Consider the following 15,147-nt stretch of genomic DNA (forward strand, 5'->3'; position numbering starts at 1 on the left):
TCACCAGGGTCCGCCGGGGCTCGGGCCTCTTGGCCGTGCTGCTCAACAACGCCGAGAACGTCCTCGACACCCCGGCCAAGCGCACCGAAGCCGTCGATTCGAACGCACCCAGGCCATCCAAGGCCTCCAAGCATGTGCAGTCGACAACTCAACGTCCGCTGACTCTACGGACCCGCCGCAGTAGGGTGCTGTGCCCGACAAGGGCTTTGTGCCGATCTGGTCCGCTGGAACATGACGGTCCGGGTTTGCGCGTCGTGGGTCAGATCGAGGCTTCGGTGTCGATGTCCTGGAGGTGGCCCACCGTGGAAGGTGCTCACCTCGTCACCGGTATGGGTTCCCGTACGGGTACAGCGCCCGGCGCGACGGACAGACAGATCCAACTGCTGGACGTCGCGGGGGAGGACGTGCTCGGTGAGGGAGAGCTGTGGAACCGGCTGGTCAGCGACGGCCAAGAGGACGACCTCGGCCAGGTAGCCGGGGTCGCGTAGTTCCGGCGTCGGTTCGGCGGTCCGTGGCGTGGGCAGGAGCGGCTGGCGAGTGAGGGTGGGGCGCTTGAGCCGGATCGCACCGTCGTCCTGCTCCTGGACGGACGCGTCCCCGGCGTCACTGAGCGCGGACAGAACCGGCAGCACCATCGTCGGTGGGTGCCGGGGCCTTCGTCTCTGATCACGCCATGACCAGCGGACGGCCCCGGGGCCGCCGTACTCGTTGTCTCGGCACAAGGTGGACAAGTGGCTGGAATCCTATGAGTACCATCATCGCCACACACTCCCCACCGCATCGAGAGCTGAGGACCACATGGCTGGAACCCTTCCTGTCCCGAGTGTCACGGACGAGTATGCCCAGCGGGTCACCAAGGACTTGTCGGAGAACAGGGGCGAGCAAGAGCGCGTGCGCGCAGAAGTGGCGCGCCTGCAGAGCGAGCTCGCTGCGCTGGAGGAGAGCGAGGTACTCCTGACGAAGATGCAGGAGGTGCTTGGTGGTGCGCCGAAGTCACCGACGAAGAAGAAGGCTAAGAGCAAGGTCGCCGCCGTTCCCGCAGCACGCTTCAACAGCGAGACGCCAACGGTGAAGGGGCGGAAGAGCGGACGTAAGGCAGGCGTCCAGAAGAATGCCTCGCCGAGGAAGCCCGGAGAGCCGACATGGCTTGATCGCACTACCGTCTATCTCGCTGCCCAGAGTGAGCCCAAGTCCGCGGCGGAAGTGACATCGGCGCTTGCCGATGCACATCCGGAACGCACGGTACCCGCTGCCGTCGTGCGCAACGCTCTGGAGCAGGGGGTTGCGCAAGGGCGGGTCGAGCGCAGCAAGCAGGGGCGTTCGGTCTTTTACACCTCCATTGCCGCCGCGGCCCCGGAGAGTCCCGATCCCGTGCAGTCGTAGACGGCCATCGGACCGGGTGGCGGCAGAGCCGAGTACCCGGAGCTGGCTGTTGGTCTCGCCGGGCCCCAGATCCTGCGCGAGAGCGACAGGCCGCCGACACTATGGCTGGCCACTCGACCGCTCGATCGCTGAGGCGGCGGACCCGGCAGGCGAGTGGGCCGGGGCCCGCAGGTGCGCGCGGGATCCACGGCCGGGCCAGTCGAAGACCGCGCGGCAGGCCGGAGTATCGACCAGGTCGCCGGGCGGCAGTTGATCGTCGGGGGTACCGGCCGGGTGGATGCTCAGCGGCGGGTACCAGCTCTCGCGTACCTCCCGGTTCCAGGTATGGACACACGCGGCGAACCTCTTGGCCAGCGCTGGCCCGGCGACCCCGTAGGCGTGGATGAAGAACTCGGCGCGCCAGTCGGCGGTGTCGGGCCCGTCGGCGATCTTGACGTGGGTCAGATAGGCCAGGGATCCGTCGGTGACGATCGCGGCCGCGTCCTGCTGGGTCACGAGCTCGGAGCCCAGGGGCACGCTCAGGCGGCAGAACCCGGCCAGGGTCGTCGCGGCGAAGAGCTGCAGCGTCTCGAAGTTGAACTGCCCGGCGACGACCAGGCCCGTACTGAGCTCGTAGCGCTCACCGGAGAGGGCACCCTCCAAGCCGGTCGTGTTCCCTTCTGTCCCCAGCTCCCACCGGACGGTCACCTCCCCACCGGCGAACGTGGCGGTGGGGACGGCGCGGGCGGCGCCACCGCGGTCCCGGACGAACCCGCAGTACGTCCAGTGCTCCGCGTGCAGGACATCGCCCCTGCGGACCAGGGTGATCGCACGCGTGTAGCCGCCGACGTCCAGCGGCACGACCAGCCGCCCGCCCTCGGCCAGCTGCTCCCGCCACGCAGGGGCGAGGTCGGTCGTGGTGTGGGTGATGATTACCGCGTCGAACCCGCCCGGGGGAACATGCCCGGGCGCACCCCGGCTGCCGTCGCCGAGCACCGCGGTGACCCGCCCGCTCCCGGCCTCCGCACAGAGTCTCTGCGCACGTCGGACGACGAAGGGGTCCAGGTCCACGGTCACCACGCGCCCGCGGTCTCCGACGATGTTCGCGAGGAGCTCGGCGTTGTATCCGCCGGACCCGACTTCCAGCACGTGCATTCCCGGCTCCAGGCGCAGTTGCTCGGCCATGTCGGCCTGCAGCCACGGCGCCGAGACGGAGCTGACAACCGCCCCGCCCTCGTCCCGCACTGTCGCCACCGCGATGTCGTCGTCGTACGCCGACGCCAAGGGGGCCTCCGGCAGGAAACGGTGCCGGGGCACGGCACGCAGCGCGGCCTGGACCCGGGGGGAGGGGGCCCAGCCGCCTCGGATCACGTTCCCGGCCATCTGCTCGCGCAGGCGGCCGGCCTCGGCCGGCTCTCCGTGCACCGGCTCGTACGGGGCCGCGCACGGGTAGGAGTGGGCCTTGGGCGCCCTGGGCACGACGCCGGGCCAGACCTCGTTCAGCGCCAGTGCGGACGGAGCGAAGAGCTTCCCCAGGCCGTTCAGCGTGTGCAGCGGGAACCACTCCCAGCGCACGAACTTGTCGGCCTCGCGGAGGGCGAGTTCACCGTCCCAGGCCGTGATGCGGACAACGGCCGCCACCCGGCGTACGTCCTCCCGGTCGTCGTGCAGGACCGTGACGACATGGGCGTCCGCCACCTTCGCCGCCAGCCCGGTCTCCTCGGCGAGCTCCCGCACTGCGGCGGCCGGAGCGGACTCGCCGCTCTCGACACCACCGGCCGGCAGCTCCCACATCCCGTGGGTGGAGCGGCCCAGAAGAACCCGCCCCTGGGCGTCGGTCACGACGGCCGAAGCGCCGAAGACCGCCTGCGGGGTCGGCCAGCCCCGCTCCACCACCAAGGCCTCCCCGTCCGGGGCCCGCAGCACCAGCACGGCCAGGCCTTCGGCGTCGAACCGCGACACGTCTTCGAACCCCTCCGCCACCAGGTCGAGTTCTTCTTCGTCGAGGGCGATGTTCCGGCGCTCGGCGGGTGTGGTCTTCGCGAGCGGGGTGATGACGACGATCGCGCCTCCCGGACGCATCTGGGCGCTGAGCGAACGCAGTACGGCCGTCCTGTTGGACATGAACGCGATGCTCAACCGCAACGTGATCAGGTCGAACCCGGGCTCCTCGTCTCCGGAATCCTCGGGCAGCGGATCCCGTTCGATGTCCAGACACCGCCACCGCACCGCGCTCACCTCGGCGTGGTCGGAGCGCGCTCGCATGAGGGCTTCCTCCGCGTAGTCGACGGCTTCCACCGTGTAGCCCATACTGGCCAGCGTGACCGCCAGCTCACCGGTCCCGCAGCCGACATCGAGCGCACGTCCGCCGCCGTCAGGCACGGGCGAGTGCTTGGCCAGCAGGGCGCGCTCGACCTCACCCACCTGCCGAAATCCTTTCCCCTCGGCGTAGTGGTCCTTCCACGCCTGCTTCCTCGGTACCGCGATCATCGCTCTGCTCCTGCTCGTCTGGCGGGGTCGTGCTCGTTGGGGTGTGCCACGGAGGCGGGGCTGCTGCCGGGTCGGCGGGGTCAGGCTGTAGGCGTACGCGTGGGAGTGCGCGTCATCAGGCCCACCCCATTTCGGAGTACGGCTGGCCCGCGAGGATCGCGTCGATCGCCTGCCGGGTGTACGGCACGGTGTTGTCCGGGAGGTCCTTGGGGCTGAACCACCGCCATTCCACGCACCGTTCCGGCTCTCGCACTTGCGGCACGCCGGACCAGGACCGGGCTCGGAAGAACAGCTGGATCCGCGGGCTCGCGGTGGGCGAGTCCTGGCTGTGGACCAGGTGGACGAGGTCGATCACCTCGCGGTCGAGGATCAGCCCCGCCTCTTCCTCCGTCTCCCGGATCAGGGAGCTGACCGCGTCTTCCCTCTCGCAGTGCCCTGCCAGGGTGTGCCAGAGCCGTCCGGCGTACGCGGAGTCCGGGTGCCGCAGCCCAAGAAGGACCCGGCCGTCGGCGTCCTGGAGGTAGAGGTGAACCCCCACGACGTGGAGCTCCGTTCCCGCGGGGGTTCCGCCGGCCGGGAGGCGGTGATGCTGCACCAGCCGGGGCACTGCCGGGAGGCGCTGTGCGGCGTGCCGGCGGATGAGGTCGCCAAGGCCGGGGGACTGAGGCGACCGGTCGAGCATGTCCGGAGTGCTCCAGTGCAGCAGAATCCCTTCGCGCAGCCCCGCGCTGTCCGGATGTCCCTGCCACAGGGCAGTGAAAACCTGGACGGGAACGGTCAGCCCGTCGACGCTGGTGGTCTCCTCCACGGCGTACGGTTCCAGGCCGGAGAGCTTCACTCCGGGTACCTCTTCGGCGAGTTCGCGAAGCAGGGTCGCCTCCAGTGAGGCGTCACCGGGAGCGCGACCGCCGCCGAGGAGAGCGAACACTCCCGGCTCCCAGATCCCCTCCCGCTGGTCGCGCAGGTGCAGCAGATAGCGGCCTGCGTTGTCGTGGATGATCACCGAGGCGTTGACCGGCTCCGGGCCCGCGCTCACGTCAGCGGAGAGGAGCTTGTTGCGCGTCGTGAGGGAGGTGACTTGGTCGAGCGGCCGCCAGTCCGTTCCGGAAATCTCCTCGGCCTGCACGGTCGTCTCGCCGGAGGGCGGGACGAGGTGGAAGACGAACCGGAAGTCGTAGTGCTGGTGTGCCGGTTCGCCCTTGGCGGGGTTGGCGTCGAGGGGGTGGACGTCGATGTCGGCGGGCTCGTGGCAGAACGCCGCACTCTGGCAGAGCGCCTGCGGAGGAATGCCCGTCTCCTCATGGACCTTGCGTACCGCGGCGGCCATCAGTGTTGCGTCTGCGGGTTCGACATGGCCTCCGGGAAGGAGCCACTTCCCGCCGGAGGCGTTGTGCCGGACGTGCAGCACCCGTCCTTCGTGATCGATCACTGCGGCGCTGCACGTGATGTGCCCTGGAAGCGTCGACCGGGCGGTGACCTCGCCGGGAGTAGCGAGGGCCTCCAGCAGCGGTCCCAGGTTGGGGCGTTCACCGGGGTGACGGCCGAGGTAGGCAGTGACGAGTTCACGGATGTGCGCTCGGGACGGGGGCATGGGCGGTGCCTTTCAGGGGGTGGTGGTCGAGGATCCGGACGGGCTGGGGGTGACGTGCGGCAGGACCTCCGGTTCGGCTCCGAGGGCCGGTGTGGGGGAGGAGTGCAGTCCGAGGGCGGGAGAGAACGCCGCCGGCGGCGACCAGCGAGATTGCGGCGGTGACCACCGCCGCGCAGTACACCAGCATCCGCCGCGCCGAATCGGCACCGTACTGCGCGGAGTCCATCAGCGGGTGGAAGCCATCGTCCTCCACCGCCTCCACCTCCACCCACGCCACCAGGGCCAAGTACCTCTCGGTCGCGACCCGCTGGGTCTTCGGCTCTAGGATCCCGGTGGCAGCGGCCGACACCGAGGAGAGCACCGACCCGACGACCGCGAGCAGCCCCACCGTGATGATCGACGGCATCGCCGAGCGCAACCGCTCCTCCATCGCACCTTCGGAGAGCAGCTCGACCAGCAGAGAGTTCACCATGTCCAGGGAGGCCGCCTGCGCGACTCCGCGCCCGATCTCGCTGGCCGCCACCGTGTAGAGGGCCCCACGGTCGGCCTGATGCGCGAGCCGGACCGCAACGGCGATCTGATTGGGTAGCGAGAGAGCCATGGCCTTCAGGCTCAGCTTCAGCCAGGCGTAGTTGTGCTGGGTCCAGCCTGCGTCGTAGGCAAGTTCCCCGCCGAACAGCAGCTTCTCCGAGGCCGACAGATGGGCCTCGTCCAGTGCTTCTGCGGCGTCCTCTGGCGAGCGGCTCATGCGCGCACCGTCCGAAGGGCGAGCCGCCAGGCCGAGCGAGTCGGCAGCGTTCGCCGATCGAACCGCGAAGCTGAGCGCTGATTGCCGTGCACAGTGTTCCGGGCAAGGTGTGTCTGCAGGAGGCGGGTGGTGTGGTGTCGCGGCGCGGGCCGGAAGGCGTCAACGTGGCTCCCTTCTATGGATGTTGGGGCTGCCGGGTCCAACGAGAGCGAGCACGGAACGAGCACACGCCTTTCAGCCGAACGTCGAACCCTTGTTCTCCGGGGGTGGCGGGTGGTGTGCGCTACACGGACCCGGTCGCCGGCCAGGAAAAGCAGGAGCGATCTTGGCCGAAATAGGCACTTCTGCTGATCTCGGTCAGACGGGCGGACACGGCAGTCGGGGTTGGGATGCAGGCGATGCCGGCGGCCCGCCGCATGCTCAGCCCGGCTGCTGGGCGGTCCTCGCCTCGGGACGGAGGAGGACGGCGGCGGTCGCGTCGTCGCAGTACCCGAACTCGTTCGGCCCGGCGGCAGCAACCAGCGCGTCGGCAAGGCGCTGCGGTTCGGCGGCGTGGGCGACGGCGAGCTCCTGGATCCGCTCTGCCGGGACGGCGTCGTGCACGCCGTCACTGGTGATGATGACGAGCTCGTCCTCGGCGATCAGCACCCCGGGCACGGTCTCCAGCGTGGCGTTGGTGAGGTCGCCGCGCAGGTGGTCGTGAGCCGTGAAGGGCAGCGGCTCGGCCAGATGGGCTGCGGACGCACGAGCCCGTTCTTCTCCTTCGGACCCACCGGGATCGTGCCCGACATCATAACGAGCTCGTGCACGGTAAGCGGTGGGACGTCGATGGGCCGGGGGCCCTCGGTACTCACGTCTGCCGAGCCGGGATCCGGTCTGCGGTCTGTTGGTGGGACAGTAGGCCGGCGATGGCTTGGACGGTGTCGTCCATGTGCTCGCGGCGGCCGAGGTGGCGGGCCAGTGCCCGCCAGTTCTTCAGGTGGGCAATGCCGTGTTCGACCCGGATACGGCGTGAGGAGTGAGCTTTGCGCTGGCGCTCGTGCATCTCCTCGTACCAGTCCGGGGCGTTCTTCTTGAACTTGCGGTGCGGGGGCGTCACGACGCGGCCGCCGGTCTGTGCTCCGAGTCCCTGGTAGCCGGCATCGGCGAGGATCTCGACCGCCGGCCCGTCGGCCAGGAGCTTGACCAGCCCTAACTTGCGGGCGTGGGTGATGTCCGCGCAGCTTCCGGGTCTGGTCGGTCTGCAGAACAGCAGTCGCCCGTCCCCGTCGGTGAAGACCATGGCCTTCACGGCGTTCTGCTTGTTCTTGCCGGAGATGAACTTGTCCCGGACCTTGCGGCCGGCGGCCGGGCGGCGGACACGGATCTCGGTGCCGTCGATGATGCCGGTCTTCCCGGCCTGGCCGAGATGCTCCACGACCTCGGCCAGGGAACGCAGCCGTACGCCGGGGCTGACGGTGCACCCTCGCTCGGCGAGCAGGGGCCGCACCTCACCGACAGCCCGGGTGACGGTCGAGCGGTCCACGCCGAACCAGCAGGCCAGCACATCATGAGTAACCCCATGGCGAAGGTGCACCAGCGTGGCCAGGAGCCGGTCGACGAACACCATCTGGTGCTTCACACCAGCGCCCACGGCACGCTTCCGCTGCCTGGACGCAAGCCTGGCCTGGTGCCGTTCATGCCACAACGGGCCGACTTCAGCGACGAGTTCAGCGATCACAGCGGCCGATAAGCCCGTGATCCTCCGGTCGCTGATGATCGCTCTGCGCGTCACGTTCCCCACCACGCAGCCATGATCGCCGATCCGCGCTCGACGTCCCACCGCTTACCGTGCACGAGCTCGTTAGCTTGATCTTTAACCTGTTGGCGGTTCCGCGTCCCAGCGGAACGAGGCACGGTCCTGGTCGATGTGGAGGAGGAAGTTGCCAACAGGCCCTGTTGGCGACACCAGGGTTAGGGCACTTTCGATGCGATCGTATGCGTCGTCGAACCGTTCGAACTCTTCAGCCTCGAGGATGGCGTTGAGCTCGTCGAACCAGGGCCTGAACTGGCTGAAGGCAGGCTCAGGGAAGAAGCGTCCACGCTGCCAAGGCATGCCTGCCTCGTCGACGGTGATCGTGCCGACGAGAGTACCGCCGTGCAGGAGCTGCCACTCGCTGTCGGGACCGGTCATTCTGCTCCTTCCCTGATTTTTGGTCTCGGAGTCCGAACGACCCGTCGTACTTGATCACTCGGATTGGTAACTGCCCTACGTGCGGGCGGCCTTCGGCCGAGCATGTGATCCGGCCAAGGAACACACAACGCTCAGCACGAAGGCCGTGGGGATGAGTCTGTCGCATCATGTTGTCCGGCAGGATCCGTTTGCGGGACTGTCACGCTTCCGGGGCGAGTTCTACTCCTGTCTGACCCGGCGTGCGGACGCGCTGTTCGAACTCGCGGACGCGGTGTTGTGCGCGGACGGTCCGGTCCGGTCGCTGGTCGGTGAACACCGTCGCGGGCACGGCGGGCTCTACGACGCCCTGTCCGCGGGCCGGGTCGATGTGGACCGGCTGCGACGGGCCCTGGCCGCGGTTCCGCTGCCACGGGCGGCGGACGGCCGGCTGGTCCTGGCCGCCGATCTCACCTGCTGGCTGCGGCCCAACGCTCACACCTCACCGCAGCGGATTCTGTGCCACACCTACGGCCGGGGCAAGGACCAGCACGTTCCCGTGCCCGGCTGGCCGTACTCGGTGATCTGCGCACCCAGCCGTGACCAGGAGGAGGTCAGCGACGCGTCGAAGGGACCTCCGTCCGGTTCCCAGAAGCACCAGGTTCTCCGTGGCGGGCTCAGCGGGCCGGGCGGGGCGTTGACCACGAGTACGGTTCTGGCTCACTTTCCGTGGAGGGTTGACTGAGTGTGATGTCAGTGTTGTGTGGTGGGATGGCCGGACTCTGCTGTCGTGACCTGCTGGGAGACCGCCTTCATGCCCGTGTACTCGTCTCTGGCTCAAGCCCTGGCCGCGGCCTTGGTCGATGCCCTGTGGTTCATCGAGGGCAGTGAAGACGAGCAGATGGATCCAGACGAGGCCGTCAAGGTGCTGGAGGGTGTCGCCCACCTGGTCAGCAAGCTGTCGAGCGAGCAACGGAGCGAACTGATCGGTCTGCTTGGGACGATGGCCGAAGCCGAGTCCGACCCCGCGCGCCGGGAGTTCCTGGAAGGGTTTCCGGAAGGCTTCGGGCTCATTGATGATGCGGTCTGACCTGTGCATCACGAGTAGAGCAGGACGCGCTTGCGGAGAAGATGGAAGCCGGCCCGGTCGCTCCGTAGCTGAGTACCGGTATCACGCGGACGGTGCTTCCTCGCCCGGTGCCAGCATCAGGTCGGCGTCCTCGGCGGTGGCGCCGTCCGCTGTCAACGGCAGAACGCCAGCCCCCTCCGTCACCAACCAGCCGACGATCGTCTCGGTACGAGGGACACCGCCTTCAAAGTCGTCCCAATGCGCCCGGTGCCCCGGAGAGGCTGGTATCGCACCGATCACTTTGTGCGCGTAGGCCAGACGCTGGAAGTCCGGATAGTCGGTCACCGGCTTCAGGACGCCCTTCTCGATATCGGCAACGAGAGCGATGCGGGTCACCAGGTCCCACCCCTCAACATTCGCCTGCCGGTTCGAGAAGAGAGCGATCCATCCCGTGCTGCTGAACTCCGTCATCGCCGCCCCCTGTGTCACATCCGCTCTTGCGCAGCGAAGTCTGGCGGGCAGCGTATCCCTGCCCCACGAGCGGCCCTCGAAGTGGTCGAGGCCGAGTGTGGTCTTCAGCTCGCGGTAGTCGTGCTCGATGCGCCACCGCAGCTTCGCGAGGCGGACCAGATCGCGGGGCGGGATGTCGGCCGGCAGGTTGGAGATCCAGTACTTGACCGGCTCGTCCTGGCCTTCGGGCCATTGGGCTATCAGCCATCGAAGGCCGATGACGCCGTCGGAAGCCGGTTTCGGACGGCGGCCGGCGAGGCGGACGCGCAGGAACACGAAGCGGGCGGACATGGCGGCCTTGGATCCTTCGCGCCAGGTGACCGTGACGGCTCGTGCCCGCCCGGCGGCCAGGACGTGCTCGCGCAGGCTGACCGGCCGGGTGCGGTAGCGGGGCAGTGGACGTGGCCCGAGCCCGCCGTAAGGCGGCTCGTAGGGTTCGGCTGTCTGGGCGTGGGCGGTCATCTCACCCTTGACCTGCAGAGCGTAGGCCAGAGCGCGGTCTTCCAGACCATGGCGGAAGGCGGCGTTCGCTCCGTATCCGGTGTCCGCGACCAGCACCGCGGGCCACAGTCCGCTCGTGGCCAGTTCGTCGAGCATGTCCAGCGCGAGCTGCCATTTCGGCCGGTGATGTTCCTGATCGGGTATCCGGCAACGGGCCCGGCGATCGGCGGCCTCGTCCCAGCTGCCGGGCAGGAACAGACGCCAGGACAGCGGGCACGAAACGGTGTCGGACGCGGCATGGACACTGACCCCGATCTGGCAGTTCCCGACCTTGCCCAGGGTGCCGGAGTACTGCCTGGCCACCCCGGGCGAGGACGTTCCGTCCTTCGGGAAACCGGTGTCGTCCACGACCCACACCTGTGGCCTCACCACCGCCACCGCCCGGCGGGCCAGCCTGGTGCGGACCGGCTCCACCGACCAGGTCGACGACGTCATGAACTGCTGTAACTGCTGATGGTCCACACCCAGGCGCCCGGCCATCGGCTGCATCGACTTCCGATGCCCGTCCAGGAGCAGTCCTCGCAGATACAGCCCGCCCTTCACCCGCTGGTCAGCACGCACCAAAGGAGCGAACACCTCCCCGGCGAACTCCTCCAACCGACCCTTGCACACTGCTAGTTCATTCAACCTCATACCGGCAGGAAACCACCAAAGCGACCACCTGCCCAGAGACATAACAAAGCCCTACTAGTGGCTCGGCTCGGATGGTTGACCTGGTAATTGATCCGTTGCTCGTTGCCCGTCAGGCTGTCTCCAGATTCTGATCTTGGAGGTGACTGTGGCCCGTCGCCCGGGGGTGTTCGTCCGGTCGGTGAGCGTGGAGGAGGGCCGGCGTCTGCAGCGGATCGGCAGGACATCGAAGGACCCGGTTCGGCTGCGGCGGGCGATCGTGGTGCTGATGTCCGCGCAGGGCCAACCGGTCCGGAAAATAACCTCGTTACTGCAGGTCAGCGAGGACTATGTGCGCGATGTCATCCATGCGTTCAACGGGCGGGGGTTCGATGCGCTGAACCCAAAATGGAGCGGGGGGCGCCCCCGAACGATCGATGACCAGACGCGCGAGCGCGTCTGCCTGATCGCCCGGACGTCCCCTGCCGACTGGAAGGTCGCCGCGTTCTCCACCTGGAGCCTGGCCAAGCTCGCCGAGCACCTGGTCCAGCGCCGGGTGGTGCCCGCGATCAGTCGTGAGACCCTGCGCCGCATCCTGAACGAGGGCAGAGTCTCCTGGCAGACCACCACCACCTGGAAGTCCTCCAACGACCCGCACTTCATAGCCAAGATGCACCGTGTGCTGGAGCTCTATGGTGCTCCACCCGTGGACGGCCGAGTGGTCTGCGTCGATGAGTTCGGCCCGCTCGGCCTCCAGCCCCGCAAGGGCAAAGCATGGCGCCGAGTACGGTCCCCGCGCCGGCTGCGGGCCACCTACAACCGCTACGACGGCGTGATGCACATGCTCGCCGCCCTTGACCTGGCCACCGGCAAGATCTACTACCGGATCCGCAAGCGCAAACGCTGGCGCGAGTTCCTCGACCTGCTCAAGGCCCTGCGCAGTCGCTGGCCCGGCAAGAAGCTCTACGTCGTGCTGGACAACTTCTCCCCGCACAAGCACCCGAACGTCCGCGCCTGGGCGGCGGCCAACGAGATCGAGCTGGTCTTCCTGCCCACCTACGGTTCATGGCTGAACTGGATCGAGTCCGAGTTCGCGGCCCTGCGCTACTTCGCGCTCAACGGCACCGATCACCGCAGCCACGACGAGCAGAACGCCGCCATCAACGCCTACATCCGCTGGCACAGCGCCCGCGCCGCGCCGAAGACTGCTTTCGCCCCGGAGTCACCGATCCGAACCTGGACTCAGTACCCCGCGAAGGCGCCTTGAGAAGTCCTCCACCAGCCCCTCGGGAACCGACGGCCACTTCTCCATGGCAGCGACGATCTCCGCCAGTCGGGTCTCGAAGGCCGCAGCGTCGACCTCGCCGCTTCCATAGCCCTGCCACAGGTCGACGAGCTGGTCTTCCCGCTCGCCGAGATCGATGAGCTTGTCGGCCAAGGTGAAGCCGTCCAGGGACGGCTTCCCGACCTCCAGCACCCAACGAGTCGCAGCCGCGCCTGCGGTGATGCCACGGCCTGCCAGTTCAACAACGGTGAAAGGCACTCTGGGATGGGCTGCCACGGCGAGGAACACACCCAGGAAGACTGAGTTCCGAACGGCTGCCACGGCCGCTGCACCGCCGCTGGACGCTTCGCTGCCCGACACGTCCCTACCTCTCATCCGCAAGATGCCGCCACCCAGAGCAGTCGCGATCGCCCGGCAGCCTACCGAGATGTCCGGCCAAGGATCTGAGACAAGCCACTAGCTAGGCGGCCTTGAGGATCACGGGGGCGGAGAGCATGGCTCAGTCCCCACGCTGCCCCGGCTGCAGCCGTCGCCGAGGGGGTGAAGTGGCGCCCGTTCATGAGCAGCTCTGCTCCCTGGTGTGTTCAGCGCAGGATGGTGACGGGTGCCGTACGGCCCCCGTCTGCGTGGACCAGTGCGTACCCGCCGGAGCGGAGGATCCACAGGTCGGCGGGGAACCCGGTGTGAGTATCCCGGGTCGCGATCTCGTGGGTCCGTAGACCGGTCCTGGGGAGGACAGCCGTCAGCTCACTGCCGCCGATTACCCAGACTTCTTCCTCGTGGCGGGTCACCGCTTCGATCTCGTCGTCGGTGTCGACGCTCCATAGCCGGGCGCCACTGGTCAGAGAAAACCCGGATATCCGGCCCCGCGTCGTCTGGTGAGCCACCTTGTTCCCGCTGGACACCCACCGCCGGTCACCGGGTCGCACCTCGGCCGCCACCAAGGTGTCACCAACCACGGCGGCCGAGCGGACCGGGCGGGCCTCCAGCACGTCGAGGTACGCGCCGGGGTATCCGGGCAGGATACGGATCTCCCCCGTAGGCCCGTCGGTCCGCAACGTGGTGCGGACGTCTCCCCGTTCGTCGTAACGGAGCACCGCGCGGGTGCCGCGGACGTCGTTCTCGTGCACCCACAGAGTCAGAGGAGCGGCGGACAGGACCGTCAGGAACCGCGGGGTGCCGACCGTGGGCACTTCGCCGCGGCTGAGTCGTCGGCCGTCGCGACCGTCGTACGTGGCCAGCGCGGGAACGGCACGCGCACCGCAGTCGTCGACGGTCACCACGGTGCGGTCGTCGCCGTCGACGGCAAAGGGGGAGCAGCCTGCCGCGCTCGCGGCGCGCCAGCGGTCCCGCCCGTCGGACAGCCGGACAGCCCTCCACCCTCGGGCCTCGGGCAGGAGCACGGTCTCGCCGGTGACCGCGATCAGGTCGGGTACCTGGCCTTCCAGGACACGGTCCTTCGGTGTTATGGAGGAACGCCAGATCTCCCGCCCGGTCCTGAGGTCCAGGGCGGACGCGGCCGCGCAGGACGCGCCGCCCGTGGTGTGTCCGAGGACACCGATGCCCGCTGGCGTCCGACGGCTCAGTGTGCAGACCGTCTCCCGGCCAGGCGGGCTCCAGGTCCAGGCGGTACCACCGCCCTCAACCCGGAACGCGGTCACCCTGTCCGCCCGTACCCGGACGATGACGCCGTGGTCGTGCCAGCTGCCCACAGCCGACGTACCGGCCTGGGTGTCGTGTGGGGCCGACCATACGGGCCGTACGAACTCCCCCGGTGAGGAGACGGCTGCCGACGCGACCAGGACGGCGGCGACGAGACCACCGGTCCAGGCCCAGAGGCCATGCGTCCGCACGGCGCGGAGAAACGGCCACCAGGTGATCCACAGGCCGAGAGCACCTCCGAAGGCGTATGCCCCCTCGCCGCCGTCACCCAAGTCCAGCAACCACAACATGCAGCCGGTCAGAAGCGCTCCTGCGGCCGCCCCGCCAGGCACGGCTATGACGGCCGCAACCGGTCCGGCCACCGGCCAAGGAGGGACCCCACCCGACGGACCAGCGACAGTGCGTCCGCGTGCCATGTACCCCCCTCCCGCCGGTGGCCGAAAAGCCACCCCACGGTCCCCGTTCACCGCCATGATCCCCATCCGGCGACGGGCGGCCCAGACCTGATCGCGGAAACCGCGACGGCCCCTGACTGCTGAGACCCGGCAACCACACTCTTCGCCACGGGCGAGCACGAGCAGCCCGCCAGCTCCGCGTCACCCACCGAGGCCGCCCCGGCCGCACCCCGCCCGCTCCATGCCACCGAGCTGCGCCGCCGCAACGGCCCCAGCGACCGTGCCGAGGTGAACCCACGGGAGTCGACGCCATCCGGTGCGGGCCCGGCCGCTTTCTCGCGAGTCTGGAACGGGCCTGCCGGTCACCCGAGTTACGCATTCGCAGCTCCTTGCTGTGTCGCGAAAGTGGACGATCGGCAGGCCGTGACGGTTGCAGACGGCGCCAGGAGACTAGACCTGGTGGGTCTTGGCCCAGTCGACGAGGTCGGCGAACGAGCCGGGGGTGACGCTGATGCGGGGCCCAGTACGCCGCTTGGATTCCCGCACCAGAACCTCACCAGCCGGGCGGGTAACTCGCCCACCTGCGGCGCCGGAACTGCCGGAACCGTCTCGTCGCGGGCGCCGTCACCATGACGGCCGCGGCCCTGTGCGCAGGGCAGCTCACCTTCGCGGACGCGGCGCCGGCGCTTGGTGGGATCGCTGTGGGCTGGGCTGGCTACCAGTGGTGGGGTGAGCTCGCGTGCGACCGGGCCGCCAACAACCGGTTCAGCCGACGG

12 protein-coding genes and 3 pseudogenes are annotated in these 15,147 nt (G+C 68.8%); 5 read left to right on the forward strand and 10 right to left on the reverse strand.

Features of this window, described 5'->3' with window-relative positions:
* Positions 1-302 precede the first annotated feature (302 nt).
* Entirely contained in the window at positions 303-488 is a 186-nt protein-coding gene (locus JS521_RS02905) for a hypothetical protein (protein WP_158726918.1), read from the forward strand.
* A 310-nt stretch (positions 489-798) separates the two neighbouring features.
* Positions 799-1,383 carry a hypothetical protein gene (locus tag JS521_RS02910; protein WP_205081121.1) on the forward strand — a complete coding sequence of 195 codons (585 nt, stop codon included), beginning with the start codon at positions 799-801 and terminating at the stop codon, positions 1,381-1,383.
* A gap of 99 nt (positions 1,384-1,482) precedes the next feature.
* Here JS521_RS02910 and fxlM read toward each other — a convergent pair whose 3' ends face one another.
* The 6 genes from fxlM to JS521_RS02940 all read right to left on the reverse strand — a co-directional run bounded on the left by fxlM (position 1,483) and on the right by JS521_RS02940 (position 8,364).
* Positions 1,483-3,852, reverse strand: a complete 2,370-nt coding sequence (gene fxlM / locus JS521_RS37165) for a methyltransferase, FxLD system (RefSeq protein ID WP_205081122.1) — start codon at positions 3,850-3,852, stop codon at positions 1,483-1,485.
* A 115-nt stretch (positions 3,853-3,967) separates the two neighbouring features.
* A complete protein-coding gene (locus JS521_RS02920) occupies positions 3,968-5,443 on the reverse strand; it encodes an NUDIX domain-containing protein (protein ID WP_205081123.1) in 1,476 nt (491 codons plus the stop codon).
* Positions 5,415-6,191, reverse strand: a complete 777-nt coding sequence (locus JS521_RS02925; protein WP_239486714.1) for a hypothetical protein — start codon at positions 6,189-6,191, stop codon at positions 5,415-5,417. The genes JS521_RS02920 and JS521_RS02925 overlap by 29 nt, the downstream gene beginning before the upstream one ends.
* Before the next feature lie 420 nt (positions 6,192-6,611).
* Positions 6,612-6,848 (reverse strand): PP2C family serine/threonine-protein phosphatase, encoded by a 237-nt coding sequence (locus JS521_RS02930; protein WP_205081124.1) that lies wholly within the window; start codon positions 6,846-6,848, stop codon positions 6,612-6,614.
* Between the two features lie 193 nt (positions 6,849-7,041).
* Positions 7,042-7,824, reverse strand: coding sequence for a transposase family protein (locus JS521_RS02935; protein WP_307847751.1), 783 nt, complete (start codon positions 7,822-7,824; stop codon positions 7,042-7,044).
* Positions 7,825-8,046: 222 nt separating this feature from the next.
* The gene (locus tag JS521_RS02940) at positions 8,047-8,364 is read right to left on the reverse strand and encodes a hypothetical protein (protein WP_205081126.1); all 318 of its coding nucleotides are present in this window, start codon (positions 8,362-8,364) and stop codon (positions 8,047-8,049) included.
* Between the two features lie 151 nt (positions 8,365-8,515).
* On the opposite strand from JS521_RS02940, the pseudogene JS521_RS02945 reads away from it, so the two are divergent.
* A pseudogene (locus JS521_RS02945) lies at positions 8,516-8,932 on the forward strand (transposase); the annotation flags it as partial.
* 198 nt (positions 8,933-9,130) lie between these two features.
* The gene (locus JS521_RS02955) at positions 9,131-9,430 is read left to right on the forward strand and encodes a hypothetical protein (RefSeq protein WP_307847752.1); all 300 of its coding nucleotides are present in this window, start codon (positions 9,131-9,133) and stop codon (positions 9,428-9,430) included.
* Positions 9,431-9,943: 513 nt separating this feature from the next.
* On the opposite strand, the pseudogene JS521_RS02960 reads toward JS521_RS02955, so the two are convergent.
* Positions 9,944-11,053, reverse strand: a pseudogene (locus JS521_RS02960) (IS701 family transposase); the annotation flags it as partial.
* A 139-nt stretch (positions 11,054-11,192) separates the two neighbouring features.
* Here JS521_RS02960 and JS521_RS02965 point away from each other — a divergent pair.
* Positions 11,193-12,296: an IS630 family transposase gene (locus JS521_RS02965; protein ID WP_307847753.1), complete on the forward strand. Its 1,104-nt coding sequence runs from the start codon at positions 11,193-11,195 to the stop codon at positions 12,294-12,296.
* On the opposite strand, the gene JS521_RS02970 is transcribed toward JS521_RS02965, so the two are convergent.
* The 3 genes and pseudogenes from JS521_RS02970 to JS521_RS02980 all read right to left on the reverse strand — a co-directional run.
* Positions 12,252-12,674, reverse strand: coding sequence for a hypothetical protein (locus JS521_RS02970; RefSeq protein WP_205081127.1), 423 nt, complete (start codon positions 12,672-12,674; stop codon positions 12,252-12,254). The two genes, JS521_RS02965 and JS521_RS02970, sit on opposite strands and share 45 nt — an antisense overlap.
* A gap of 224 nt (positions 12,675-12,898) precedes the next feature.
* On the reverse strand, positions 12,899-14,266 hold the full coding sequence (locus tag JS521_RS02975; RefSeq protein WP_205081128.1) for an outer membrane protein assembly factor BamB family protein: 1,368 nt from the start codon (positions 14,264-14,266) through the stop codon (positions 12,899-12,901).
* Between the two features lie 555 nt (positions 14,267-14,821).
* Positions 14,822-14,950, reverse strand: a pseudogene (locus tag JS521_RS02980) (DUF397 domain-containing protein); the annotation flags it as partial.
* Between the last annotated feature and the right edge of the window lie 197 nt (positions 14,951-15,147).

The organism is Streptomyces durocortorensis (genome assembly GCF_016901035.1).
GTDB classification, from domain to species: Bacteria; Actinomycetota; Actinomycetes; order Streptomycetales; family Streptomycetaceae; genus Streptomyces; species Streptomyces durocortorensis.

Bases quoted from the DNA above. Each gene is read 5' to 3' on its own strand.
- fxlM (WP_205081122.1), bottom strand. From the start codon at position 3,852: ATGATCGCGGTACCGAGGAAGCAGGCGTGGAAGGACCACTACGCCGAG.
- JS521_RS02910 (WP_205081121.1), top strand. From the start codon at position 799: ATGGCTGGAACCCTTCCTGTCCCGAGTGTCACGGACGAGTATGCCCAG.
- JS521_RS02920 (WP_205081123.1), bottom strand. From the start codon at position 5,443: ATGCCCCCGTCCCGAGCGCACATCCGTGAACTCGTCACTGCCTACCTC.
- JS521_RS02975 (WP_205081128.1), bottom strand. From the start codon at position 14,266: ATGTTGTGGTTGCTGGACTTGGGTGACGGCGGCGAGGGGGCATACGCC.
- JS521_RS02925 (WP_239486714.1), bottom strand. From the start codon at position 6,191: ATGAGCCGCTCGCCAGAGGACGCCGCAGAAGCACTGGACGAGGCCCAT.
- JS521_RS02940 (WP_205081126.1), bottom strand. From the start codon at position 8,364: ATGACCGGTCCCGACAGCGAGTGGCAGCTCCTGCACGGCGGTACTCTC.